Here is a 12072-nt window from a genome sequence, read left to right as displayed (position 1 = left end):
GGGCGGTTTCTCGGTGTCCCGGATGCTGTTCCAGGCCGATCCTGGAAACGTCGCAAGTGACACCATGAAGGCGGATCGATGGACGAATCGCAATCCGGCGGAAGAATCACCCGAACCGCCGTTGAAGGTTCCCCCGTCCGGCGCGGTGCCCGCCTGCTGCGGACCGTCCGGGGCGTCCGGGGCGCGCGCGAGTGGGCCGGCTGGCTGCTCGTCGCCGCCGGAGCGGTGCTGTGCGTGCTCGGCTGGTATGGGGTGTCCGGCGAGCGCTTCGTCGAGCAGCAGATCCCGTACCTCGCGTCGTCCACCATTCCGGGCGCGGCCCTGATCGTGGCGGGCACGGTCCTGGTCGCGCTGCGCCCGGACGGGCCGTCCGGGCGCGGCGACCTGACCGACCGGAGGATGGAGCAGCTGTACGCGCTGCTGGTCGAACCGGACGAGCCGGGGCCGGCGGCCGGACGGCGGGCCGCCGGCGACGGGTGGCTCGCCGTCCCCGGGGGCACGCACTACCACCGGCCGGACTGCCCGCTGGTCGCCGGAAAGGCGCAGGCCGCGCCGGTGGACGCGCGGACCGTCCGGGCGCGGGGCCTGACGGCCTGCCCGGTCTGCGAGCCGCCCGCCGAGTCGGACGGACCGACCGCGCGGTCGGGCGAACCGGGCACAGACTCGGGCGAAACGCCCACCGGCTCGGGCGAAACGCCCACGGACTCCGGCGGACCCACCCGTCCGGGCGAATCCGACCCACCGAGCGGCTGAACCCCGATGACCCTCGCGCTCGCCGCCTCCGCCCCCGACTCGCTCGGCCTCACGATCGACCTCGCCCTCGCCGGGCTGACCGTCGGCGGCGCCGCCGCGCTCAGCGGGATCGGCCTGGTCGTCTGCCACCGTGCCACCGGCGTGCTCAACATCGCCCAGGGCGCCCAGGCCATGGCCGTCGCCTACCTGCTGCGCGAGCTCGTCGTGGTCCGGCACTGGCCGGTCTGGCCCGCCGTCGCCTGCTGCCTGCTGGTCGTCGCCCCCGTGCTCGGCATCCTGCTCGACGTCCTCGTCTACCGGCCCCTCCAGCGGCGCGGCGCCGGGCCCGCCGAGACCATGGTCGCCGGGCTCGGCGTGTTCGTGCTGCTCATCGGCGTCGTCGTGCTCGTGTGGGGCGGCGCACCACTGGCCGGGGTCCCGTCCCCGCTCGGGGGCGCCCCGATCCGGCTGTCCGGCGGGCACAGCCTGCGGCCCGACACCGTCGCCGAGCTCGCCGCCATCCTCGTCCTCGGCCTCACGGTCGCCGCCACCACCCGCTGGACCCGCTTCGGCCTCCACCTGCGCGCCGTCGTCGACGACCGCCGGCTCGCCGCCCTCGCCGGGGTGAACGCCGACCGCGTCTCGGCCGCCGGCTGGGCGTTCGGCTCGTTCACCGCCGGGCTGGTCGGCATCGCCCTCGCGCCCTACCTGCTGCTCGACCCGTACGGGCTGCCGCTGCTCGTCATGGAGACCATGGCCGTCGCCGTCGCCGCCCGGCTGCGCAGCATCCCGGTCGCCGTCGCCGTCGGGCTCGGCCTCGGCATCGCCCAGGCCGAACTCACCCGCCTGCGCCCGTCCGGCCAGTTGCTGCCCCTGGTCCAGGCCGTCCAGTCCAACCTGTTCGTCATCGCGCTGCTCGCCACCGCCCTCCTCGCCGGGCCGCGCATCGCCGGCGAACGGGCCGACGCGACGGCGCTGGCCGTTCCGCGGAGCGGCGGGAGCGGACGGGTCGCGAGCGCCGTCTGCCTCGTCCTGCTCCTGCTGCCGTTCGGCTTCCGCGGCAACGACCTGCGCAGCGCGCTCTTCGTGCCCGCGCTCGCCCTCGTCCTGCTGTCCATCGTCGTCGTCACCGGCTACGGCGGGCAGATCTCGCTCGGCCAGGCCGGGTACGCCGGGCTGGGCGCGCTCGGCACCGCGCTGCTGATGTCCGGGCGGATTCCGGGCCTTCCGCCGTTCCCGGCCGTCCCCGCCCTGCTGGTCGCGGTGCTCGCCACCGCGCCGCTCGGGCTGCTCACCGGCTGGCCGGCGATCCGGCGGCGCGGGCTCGCGCTCGCCCTGGTCACGTTCGCGGTGGGGACGGCCATGAGCCGCTTCGTGTTCCAGCAGCCGTACGCCACCACCGGGCTCACCCTCGACCGGCCCGCCTTCCTGGCCGGGGACCGCGCCTTCTACCTCGCCGAACTCCTCCTCCTCGGCCTCGGCCTGCTCGCCGTCCGCGGCCTCCACCGGGGCCGCCTCGGCCGTGCCCTCACCGCGATGCGCGACCACGAGGCGGGCGCGGTGGCGGCGGGGGTGGACGTGCCGGGGCTCAAGCTCTTCGCCTTCGTGGCGGGCGCGGCGCTGGCCGCGCTGGGAGGCGCGCTGACGGGCATGGCCGGGCGCGCCTTCGACGCCGCTTCCTTCGACCCGGTGCGGGGTCTGCTCTGGTTCGCCGCCGTGGTCGTCGCCGGCGCCGACAGCGCCCTCGGCGCCGTGCTGGCCGCCGCCCTTCTTATCGGTCTCGACGCGGGCACCGTCGCGGGCGTCTCGGCCGTGGCCGTGGGCATCCTCGCCACCGCCATCGGCCGCCTCCCAGGCGGCCTCGCCGGTCTCGCCACCCGCCTCCGTCCGGCTCCCCCGCCTCCTCTGCCCCCGGGCCGCCTCACCCCGGCGGGGCAGCGGGCCCGCGCCGGGATCGCCGCGCGGCTCGCCGGGAAGGAGCAGCCGTGAACGACCCGGCGCAGCGGCCTCCTCACCCAGCCAGGCCACGCCGGGCAGGGCGCCGCCAACCTCCGCAACCGGGTACCGCCGCCCGCCTCACCGCCCGCGGCATCGTCCGCCGCTACGGCGGCATCGAGGCCGTCTCCGGCGTCGACCTCACCGCCCCGCCCGGCCGCATCACCGCGCTCATCGGGCCCAACGGCGCCGGCAAGAGCACCCTCTTCGACTGCCTCGCCGGCACCGCGCGGCCGGACGCCGGGCGGGTGCTGCTCGACGGGCAGGACATCACGCGGGTTCCGGCGCACGCACGCGTCCGGCTCGGGCTGGCGCGGACGTTCCAGCAGATCGCCGTCTTCCCGACGCTGTCGGTGGCCGACAACGTCCGCGTCGGTGCCGAGCAGCGCCGGGGCCGCCCGGACGTCGAGGACGTGGCCGAGCGGACGGCGCGGGCCCTCGTCCTGTTCGGGTTGCAGGACGTCGCCGCCGAGTCGGCCGGGGCGCAGCCGACCGGGGTGCTGCGGCTGGTCGAGCTGGCCCGGGCGCTGGCGGGCGGGCCGCGGGTGCTGCTGCTGGACGAGCCGGCGGCCGGGCTGGATTCGGTGCAGACGGCCCGGCTGGTGACCGTGCTGCGGGGGCTCGCGGAGCGGGGCATGGCGCTGCTGCTGGTGGAGCACGATCCGGGGCTGGTCGCGGAACTCGCCGACACCGTCTATGCGATGGCGGACGGCCGGGTGGTCGCGGGCGGCCCGACGGCGGCGGTGCTGGCCGACCCCCGGGTCACCCGGGCCTGGGGCGGTGTGGCGTGATGCTTCCCGGATCCGGTCCGAACCGCGGCTGGGACGTCGGCCGGGCCGTGAGGCCTTCGGTCGCCCCGGGCGAGGTGGCGTGATGCCCGTCGAAGCGGCCCTGCACGCCGCCCGCGTCCGGTACGGCCCGCTCGAAGCGCTGCACGGGGTGGACCTCTCCTTCCCGTCCTCCGCCGTGACCGTCCTGCTCGGGCGCAACGGTGCCGGCCGGACCAGCGTCCTGCACGCCCTCGCCGGGGTGGTGCGGCTGTCGGGTGGGCGGGTGGTGTGGCGGGGGCGGGACGTGACGGGGCTCTCGATGCATCAGCGGGTGCGGCTGGGGATGGCGTTGGTGCCGGCCGAGCGGGCGGTGTTCGGGTCGCTGACCGTGGCCGAGCATCTGCAACTCGGCGGGCCCGGTCGCGATGCCGCGTTGGAGTTGTTCCCCGAGCTGACGGCGCTGCTGGCGCGCCCGGCCGGGTCCCTGTCCGGAGGGCAGCAGCAACTGGTCGCCATCGCAAGGGCGTTGGCGGCGCAGCCCGCCCTCCTCCTGCTCGACGAGCCCGAGCGCGGCCTCGCTCCCGCGGTGGCCGCCCGGTTGCACGCCCGCCTGCTGGCCGGTGACACCACGGTGGTCCTCACCGCGCAGGAGCTGCCGCGCACGCTCGCCCGGGCCGCCGTCGTGCACGTGCTGCACCGGGGGGAGGTCAGCTTCTCCGGGGAGCCGGCCGAGCTGAGCGCTGCTGCGGGCGCCGGGTCCGGATCGGCCGGCCCGGGGCCGTCGCTGCGATGAATACCCTCCAACGGGCTTCGTGCAGCGGCAAGTTCGTCGATCCCGGGGGTGTCCGCCCGCCCAGCCGGCGCCGGGCTGGCGGACCCCGCCAGAGGCTCAGACCGTGAGCACGATCTTCCCGCGCAGGTGCCCGTGCTCGCTCGCCCGGTGCGCCTCGGCCGCCTCCGCCAGCGGCAGCACCCGGTGCAGCGGCAGCCGTAGCGCGCCCGCCGCGTGCAGCGCGAGCGCCGACTCGTACGCCCGCCCGTTGTACGACTCGCCGGCCTCGGCGCCGCCGCTGAACCGGATCCCGTGTTCCGCGGCGCCCGCGAAGTCGGCGATCGTCAGCACCCGGTCCGCGCTGCCGGTCAGCTCCACCGACAGCGGCAGCACCCCGCCCTGGCCGGCCGCGTCCAGCGCCCGGTCCACGCCGCCCGGGGCGACGGCCCGCACCCGCTCGGCCAGCCCGTCGCCGTACGCGACCGGGATCGCGCCCAGCTCGCGCAGGTGCGCGTGGTTGCCCTCGCTCGCGGTGCCGATGACGGTGATCCCGCGCGCCCGGGCGAACTGCAGCAGCACGGTGCCGACCCCGCCCGCAGCGCCGTGCACCAGCAGCGTCTCACCGGCCCGCACGCCCAGGACGTCCAGCGCCCGCTCGGCCGTCTCGGCCGCCACCGGGATCGCCGCGGCCTGCTCCCAGCTCAGCGTGGCAGGCTTGCGGGCGAGCAGGTCGGCGGGCACGAGCGCGTGCTCGGCGTGCGCGCCGCCCATCACGGCGCCGAACACCTCGTCGCCCGGCGCCCATGCGGTCACGTCCGGACCGACCGACCGCACCACGCCGGCCAGCTCGAAGCCGGGGACGAACGGGAGGGGGACGGGGAACACTGCGGCCATCGCGCCGGCGCGGAGCTTGAAGTCCAGCGGGTTGACGCCCGCCGCGCGGACCTCGACCAGCACCTGGCCGGGGCCCGGCGCGGGCAGCTCGACGTCGATCGGGCGCAGCACGTCCGTGCCGCCGAACTCGAAGAAGGCGATCGCCTTGGTCATGTGGAAAGTCCTTGCCGTATCCGGACGTTGGAAGGGAGTCATCGGTGGTACGACTCCAGCCTCGGGCACGGACGGCGGCGGCGCGGCCCGCCTTTCGGACGGTTCCACCCGTCCGAACGGCCAGGTGGACCGGCGGCCCCGCGGGCTAGGGTGGTCGGCATGGACGACGTGACCACGGACGGCGGTTGGCAGCGCTCCTGGGGGCGTCCCGAGGACGCGCTCGCCCGGGCCGTCGAGGTGCTGCGCACCCCCCGGCCGGACATTCTGAGCCGCCTCTCCGAGGTGCTCGCCACCCTCGTCCCGCACGTGGCGATCGCCCAGCTCAGCGGCGTCTGCACGTACTCCCCCACACTCGCCCACGGCCTGCCGGAGCTCGCCGGGGACGTCGGCGGGCTGGAGCTCGCCCGGCTGGCCGAGACCGCGGCGGGCGCGACGGCCGGGGGCCTGCCCTGGCAGGGCGAGGCCGAACTAGCGGGCCGCAGCCGGCCCGTCGTGGTGGTCGCGGCGTCACCGGAGAACAGCAACCCCGCGGTTTTGGTGCTGGTCCGCGCCACGGCCGCCCCGGTGGCCGACGACGCGCTCGCCGTCCTCCAGCAGCTGTGGGAGCTGGTCACCACCCACTCGCACCACCGCGCGACCGACGCCGCTCCCAGGCACGCGGCGGCCTCGCGTGCCTCGGCGAACGCCCGGGCCCGCGCGATCGCCGAGTTCACCGGCAGGCACGGCGCGGCGCTCACCGCGATCCTCGCGCCGCTGCGCTCGCCCGCGCTGGACGACGCCACCGCGCGGCGCAGCGCCACCGAACTCGCCGTCACCGCGCTGCTGGACCTGCGCGCGGGTGCCGAACTCGACCGGGCGCTGAGCGAGGAGCCCGCCGGCACGGCGTTCGCCCGGCTCGCCGAGGAGTTGCGCCCGCTGCTGCGGCACGGCCGGGTCCGGCTCGACCTGGCGCCCCCGGCGGAGGCCGGCCGGTCCGTCCCCGCGGACACCGCGCACACCGCCCGGGACGCCGTCCGCGCGACCGTCCTCACCATGCTCGGCCAGGACGGCCTGACCAGACTGCGCGTCAGCTGGACGTTCACCGGCGACACGCTGCGGGCGGTGGTCCGGGACGACGGCCCCGGCCTGCTGGCCGCCGACGCGCTCGCCGTCCACCGCACCGCCGACCGGATCGCCGCCCTCGGCGGCCGGTCCACCGTGGACGCGGTGCCCGGCTGGGGCAGCACGGTGACGGTCGACCTGCCGCTCGTCGTACCCGAACCGGCCCTCGCCACCCACCCGTCGGACAGCCTGCAGCCGCGCGAACGGGAGGTCCTCGACCAGCTCGCACAGGGCCGCCGCAACCGCGAGATCGCCCAGGCCCTGCACATCAGCGAGTCGACGGTGAAGTTCCACGTCGCCAACATCCTCGCGAAGCTGGGCGTCGCCTCCCGCGGCGAGGCCGCCGCCCTCGCCCATCGGGCGGGCCTACCGACGGCGCCCGCGCTGGACGTCGCGTCGTGACGACGCCTGGCGATTCGGTTCAGCAGGCGGTGCCGGCCGTCGCGCTCCAGCCGGTGTCGTTGGTGCCGGGGACGAGGGAAGGAAAGCGCTCGATCATGGACATCTCCCAAGTTAAGGGGCCGTACAGCGACCCTTGCTGACGATTAAAATCGCCAGCTTCGTTCCAGACAAGCGGAAATCCCCGAGAGGTGACGTGACCGAGACAACATGGGACCCGGCGGCCCCCGGCATCCTCCGACTGCCCTCCGGCCGCCTCGTCCGCGGCCGCGGCCTGAGCCGCCCCCTGCCGCCCGGCCCCCTGCCCGAGTACGGGCTCTACCTGCTCGGCCGCCGCCCCGCCCCCGTCCCGTGGCAGAGCCGCTGGCTGCGCTGGCCCGACTTCCGCCTGCCCGCCGACCGCGCCGACGCCGCCGACGCCTTCCGTGAAGCCTGGGAACGGTCCGCCACCGAACGCGTCGAAGTCGCCTGCGCCGGCGGACGCGGCCGCACCGGTACCGCACTCGCCCGCATCGCCGTCCTGGACGGCGTCCCGCCCGCCGAGGCCGTCGCCTACGTCCGCACCCACTACAGCCCGCACGCGGTCGAGACGCCCTGGCAGCGGCGGTACGCCGAACGGCAACCCTGACCGGCCACGAGTCGACGCCGGCCACGCACAGGTGCCGGCCGGACAGCTGATGGCATGTTCGCGATCAACATCACACAGTTTTCACACGGGCGCGCACGCGCCACGCTGACATTTTGTCAAGAGGCTGCGACCAGGGATCCTTCGATGACGAACGGTCAACATCCAGGTGACATTGTGCCCAGTCCGTGTGCGAGCACCACCAAGGCGGCGAACGAATGTTCACTCGAATCACACGGTATGACTAGTATCGCCTCGTCAAGGCCCGTGCCCCGGACGGCCCGGCCCGAACCGGTCGGCCGCCAGCCCCAAGGAGTCAGCTCTGCGCGCGCGTGCGAATCGGCGGCCCCCGACGCCGAAGGACCCCCGCAGGCGTCCGCGCCTGTCGCTGCGGACGGCGCTGATCGTCCTCGCCGTCGTCCCCGGCGTCGCCCTCGCCCTGCTCTGGGCGGTTACCAGCGGCGAGACGCTGTTCTCCTTCCAGCGCCAGGCCGGCCAGGGCCTGCTCGCACAGAAGGCCGGGCAGCCGTCCAACGTCGTCTACTACAATCTCCAGGAGGAACGCCGGCTCAGCGCCGAGGCGCTCGCCCGGCCCGGCTCCAACGCCGACCAGCTGCGCCGCCAGCGGCAGCTGACCGACGACGCGGTGCGCCGGTTCCAGACGCTCTCCGGCGAGACCGCCGACGAGGCCCCCGCCGAGGTGCGCAGCGCCGTCGCCGAGGCCCGTCAGGCCATGGGCAGGCTGGCCGAGCAGCGGGCCGCCGTCGACCGCGGCGCGATCGACCAGCAGTCCCTGTACGCGTACTACACCGACCTGATCGCGGTCGACCTGCGGCTGTTCACCGCGCTCAGCCACGTCGACACCGGTGAGGTCACCTGGATCTCCAAGACCCTGGTGAACGCGTTCTGGGCCAAGGAGATGCTGGCCCGCGAGGACGCCGTCCTGGCCCGCGGCTGGCCGTCCGGGCGACTCGCCGTCGCCGACTACCAGCAGGTGCAGGAGGCGATCGGGGCGCAGAACCACCTGTTCGCCGTCCAGGTCGCGCCCTACGTCCCGGCCGGCGAGGCGCAGGCCTGGCACGACCTGATGAACAGCCCGGCCTGGCAGGCGAAGACGGCCGTCGAGCAGTCGCTGACCAGGCCGACGGCGGCCGAGCAGGGCGGCGCCACCGTCAAGCTGCCGCCGTCCCAGGACCAGTGGCGCCAGGCCGTCGACCAGCTCACCCCGCAGCTGGTCAAGGCGATCGAGACCCGCACCGACGGCGTCGTCGAGGTCGGCCGGGGCACCATCCTCTCCCTGCTCACCACCGTCGTCCTGACCAGCGCGGTCGGCCTGGTCGCGGTCGTCGCGGTGGTCGTCGCGAGCTGGCGGCTGAGCCGCTCGCTGCGCCGCCGAATCACGGAACTGCAGACCCAGGCCGAGGAGTTGGAGCGCACCCTGCCCGAGGTGGTGGAGCGCCTCGGACGTGGCGAGCAGGTCGACGTGGCGGCCGAGTCCCGGGCCATCACGGCCGGCCCGCACGGCAGCGGCACCGACGAGCTGGCCCGCCTCGGCCGGGCGCTCGACCTGGCCCGCACCTCCGCCCTGGAGACCGCCGTCCGGCAGGCCGAGCAGCACCGCGGCTTCGAGCGGCTGCTCCAGCGCATCGCCCGCCGCACCCAGCTGCTGATCGGCCGCCAGCTGCGCAAGCTGGACGAGCTGGAGCGCCGGCACGAGGACCCGGAGGTGCTGGAGGGCTTGTTCGACCTCGACCACCTCGCCGCCCGCCTGCGCCGCTACGAGGAGAACCTGGTCATCATGGCCGGCGGCCAGCCGCAGCGGCGCTGGCGCAAGCCCGTCCCGCTGCTGGACGTGCTGCGCGCCGCGCAGGGCGAGGTGCAGGACTACCGCCGGATCGTGCTGGACGTCGAGGGCCACCCGTGGCTGTCCGAACGGGCCGTCGGGCCGGTCGCGCACGTGCTCGCCGAGCTGATGGAGAACGCCACCGCCTTCTCCAAGCCGCCGACGCCCGTCGAGGTCCGGGCCGCCATGGTCGGGCGCGGGCTCGCGGTGGAGATCGAGGACCGCGGCCTCGGCATGGACCCGGAACAGTACGACGCCGCCAACGAGCTGATGATCCGCCCGCCGCGGATGGACGTGCTCGATCACGGGGACGACCTCCGCCTCGGCTTCCACGTGATCGCCCGGCTGGCCGCCGGCACCGGGCTGAAGATCGAGTTCCGCCCGTCGGCCTTCGGCGGCACCCGGGTGGTCGTGCTCGTCCCGACCGAGCTGGTCATCGACGGCGACGCCGGGCTGCCGGACGCCGCCCTGCCCGCCGCCGCCCCGGCCGGGCCGATCCCGCTGGTGCGGCGCTCGCGCAAGGCGCTGCTCACGGCCTCCAACGAGGCACCCGAGGAGCGGCCGGGGCAGCCGGTCGCTCCCGTGGACTCCTTCGGGCCGGCCGTACCGGGCTTCCGGGGGCTTCCGGCCGCGGCAGCTCCCGTCGAGGCGCTCGGGCACGTCGAGGCCGTCCGCCCACGCGCCGGCGCCCCCCGCGCCGACCAGCCGATCGAGCACAGCTCCCCCGCCCCCGACGCCCCGACGGACAAGGCGCCCTCGCACGGCGCCCCCGCCTACCCGGACATCGCCTACGCCCGGGTCACCGCCGCGGAGGCCCCCTACGCCGACGAGCAGTACCGCTCGGCCGACCACTACCGGTTGGCCGAGCGGCGGCAGCACCGCGGGCACGCCTCCGCGGTACCGCTCGGCGCGGCCGACGGCGAGCAGCCGCCGCTGCCGCAGCGGATCCGCCAGGCCAGCCTCGCGGCCGAGCTGCGCGTCCCGCCGCCGCGCCACCGGCAGCAGCCGGTCGACTGTGGCCCAGGTGGTTCCGAAGGTGGTTCCGAAGACGGCTCCGGCGGCCCGTTCCAGCGACCGGTGCGCCGCTCCGGCGCCACGATCGGCGCCTTCCAGCGCCAGTCCCGCGCCGCCCGGGCACGGGACGTCGCCCCGCAGACACCCCCCACTGCTCCCCCCGGCTCCCCGGCCTCCGCGCCGGACCCGTCCCCTTGGGCGACGTCGGCCGCGGACCCCCGAACCACACGAACGGATGACCAGCCATGAACCGAACGATCGCCACCCACCAGGACCTGGACTGGCTGCTGGACGGACTCGTCGACTCGGTGCCCGGGACCAGGAACGCCGTCCTGCTCTCCGACGACGGCCTGGTCGTCAGCCACTCCCGCTCCGTCGAGCGCGCCGACGCCGAGCGGCTGGCCGCCGTCGCCACCGGCCAGCAGAGCCTGGCCCGGGGCGTCGGCCAGCTCTTCGACGGGGGGCCGGTGCACCAGGTGATCGTCGAACTGGCCGAGTGCTGGCTGTTCGTCATCGCCGCGGCCCGGGGCACCCATCTGGCCGTGATCGCCTCCCAGGAGGTGGACGCCGAGGTGATGTCGGTGGCCATGCACACCCTGGTGCAGCAGGTCGGCCAGAAGCTCAGCACCCCGGCCCGCGGCGACGCCGCCCCGGCCTCGTTCGACGCCTTCGCCGCCCGCCGGTCCAACGGCAACGGGCAGGGCTGATGCCGGTGGTCCCGCACTGGAGCGCACCCTCCGACGAGGAGGCCGAGGACGACGCCGGGATCATGGTGCGCCCGTACACCATCACCCACGGCCGCACCGCGCCCGAACGCGACGACCTCACCCTGATCACGGTGCTCAGCACGGTCGAGGACGAGGCCGCCCCGGCCCCGGCGCGGGGCAGCCGCGCCGGCGCCCGCGGCCTCCAGCCCGAGCACCGGTTGATCCTCGACCGCTGCCGGCGCCCGGCCGCGGTCGCCGAGGTGGCGGCCGGCCTGGACCTCCCGGTCTCGGTCACCAAGATCCTGCTGGGCGACCTGGTCGCCCAGGGCCTGCTGCGGGCCCGGGCACCGCTCTGGGTGGCCCGGGCCGCCGGAGGCGTGGACCTCGGCCTGCTCACGGCCGTACGCGAAGGACTCCGGAGACTCTGAACCCCATGGCAACACCCAACCCCGGCACCGTCGTGGCGCCCCACGCCCCCGTCACGCCCGCGGAAGCGCCCGCCGCGCCCGCCGCCGTCAAGATCCTCATCGCGGGCGGCTTCGGCGTCGGCAAGACCACCCTCGTCGGCTCGGTCAGCGAGGTCACCCCGCTGCGCACCGAGGAGTACCTGACCAAGGCCGGCATCGGCGTGGACGACCTGGCCGGCGTCGACCAGAAGGACACCACCACCGTCGCGCTGGACTTCGGCCGGATCACCGTCAATCCGGACCTCGTCGTCTACCTGTTCGGCACGCCCGGCCAGGAGCGCTTCTGGTTCATGTGGAACGACCTGGTCAACGGCGCGCTCGGCGGGATCGTCATCGCCGACACCCGGCGGCTGGACACCAGCTTCGCCTCCGTCGACTTCTTCGAGAGCCGGGGCATCCCGTTCGCGGTCGCGATCAACTGCTTCCACGGCCACAACACCCGCACCCCCGACGAGATCCGGGCCGCGCTCGACCTCGACCCGCAGGTGCCGATGCTGCTCGGCGACGTCCGCGAACGGGCCTTCGGCCGGGACCTGCTGCTCGCCCTGGTCGACCACCTGATGGACCTCGCCGCCGTCGCCCCCGCCGGCTGACCCCCCT

The 12072-nt window shown here is 75.5% G+C and carries 10 protein-coding genes and 1 pseudogene; 10 read left to right on the top strand and 1 reads right to left on the bottom strand.

The features are described 5' to 3' along the window. Positions 1–78 precede the first annotated feature (78 nt). The 4 genes and pseudogenes from F7Q99_RS22665 to F7Q99_RS22655 form a co-directional block, all read left to right on the top strand. A pseudogene (locus F7Q99_RS22665) lies at positions 79–627 on the top strand (hypothetical protein); the annotation flags it as partial. A 132-nt stretch (positions 628–759) separates the two neighbouring features. Then, positions 760–2721 (top strand): branched-chain amino acid ABC transporter permease, encoded by a 1962-nt coding sequence (locus tag F7Q99_RS22660; RefSeq protein ID WP_230210287.1) that lies wholly within the window; start codon positions 760–762, stop codon positions 2719–2721. Beyond that, positions 2718–3518, top strand: coding sequence for an ABC transporter ATP-binding protein (locus F7Q99_RS41365; RefSeq protein ID WP_326846996.1), 801 nt, complete (start codon positions 2718–2720; stop codon positions 3516–3518). Before F7Q99_RS22660 ends, F7Q99_RS41365 begins: the two co-directional genes overlap by 4 nt. A gap of 82 nt (positions 3519–3600) precedes the next feature. Further along, positions 3601–4290, top strand: a complete 690-nt coding sequence (locus F7Q99_RS22655; RefSeq protein ID WP_153464267.1) for an ATP-binding cassette domain-containing protein — start codon at positions 3601–3603, stop codon at positions 4288–4290. A gap of 96 nt (positions 4291–4386) precedes the next feature. Here the strand turns inward: F7Q99_RS22655 and F7Q99_RS22650 are convergent, their stop codons facing one another. Then, a complete protein-coding gene (locus F7Q99_RS22650) occupies positions 4387–5316 on the bottom strand; it encodes an NADP-dependent oxidoreductase (protein WP_153464266.1) in 930 nt (309 codons plus the stop codon). A gap of 159 nt (positions 5317–5475) precedes the next feature. On the opposite strand from F7Q99_RS22650, the gene F7Q99_RS43215 reads away from it, so the two are divergent. From F7Q99_RS43215 to F7Q99_RS22620, 6 genes are all read left to right on the top strand, one after another. Then, positions 5476–6819 carry a helix-turn-helix transcriptional regulator gene (locus F7Q99_RS43215; protein ID WP_153464264.1) on the top strand — a complete coding sequence of 448 codons (1344 nt, stop codon included), beginning with the start codon at positions 5476–5478 and terminating at the stop codon, positions 6817–6819. 193 nt (positions 6820–7012) lie between these two features. Then, positions 7013–7444 carry a protein-tyrosine phosphatase family protein gene (locus tag F7Q99_RS22640; RefSeq protein ID WP_326846995.1) on the top strand — a complete coding sequence of 144 codons (432 nt, stop codon included), beginning with the start codon at positions 7013–7015 and terminating at the stop codon, positions 7442–7444. Between the two features lie 319 nt (positions 7445–7763). Then, positions 7764–10547: a sensor histidine kinase gene (locus tag F7Q99_RS22635; RefSeq protein ID WP_326847247.1), complete on the top strand. Its 2784-nt coding sequence runs from the start codon at positions 7764–7766 to the stop codon at positions 10545–10547. Next, positions 10544–11005 (top strand): roadblock/LC7 domain-containing protein, encoded by a 462-nt coding sequence (locus F7Q99_RS22630; protein WP_153464261.1) that lies wholly within the window; start codon positions 10544–10546, stop codon positions 11003–11005. Before F7Q99_RS22635 ends, F7Q99_RS22630 begins: the two co-directional genes overlap by 4 nt. Continuing rightward, complete coding sequence (locus F7Q99_RS22625; protein ID WP_153464259.1) at positions 11005–11433, top strand: DUF742 domain-containing protein; 429 nt, start codon at positions 11005–11007, stop codon at positions 11431–11433. The genes F7Q99_RS22630 and F7Q99_RS22625 overlap by 1 nt, the downstream gene beginning before the upstream one ends. 5 nt (positions 11434–11438) lie before the next feature. Next, the gene (locus F7Q99_RS22620; RefSeq protein WP_153464257.1) at positions 11439–12065 is read left to right on the top strand and encodes a GTP-binding protein; all 627 of its coding nucleotides are present in this window, start codon (positions 11439–11441) and stop codon (positions 12063–12065) included. The last annotated feature ends 7 nt before the right edge of the window (positions 12066–12072 follow it).

This window comes from Streptomyces kaniharaensis, assembly GCF_009569385.1.
In the GTDB taxonomy this organism is placed as follows: Bacteria; Actinomycetota; Actinomycetes; order Streptomycetales; family Streptomycetaceae; genus Kitasatospora; species Kitasatospora kaniharaensis.
Note: the sequence above shows the minus strand (reverse complement) of the source record. Positions and strands in the feature narration are given on the sequence as shown.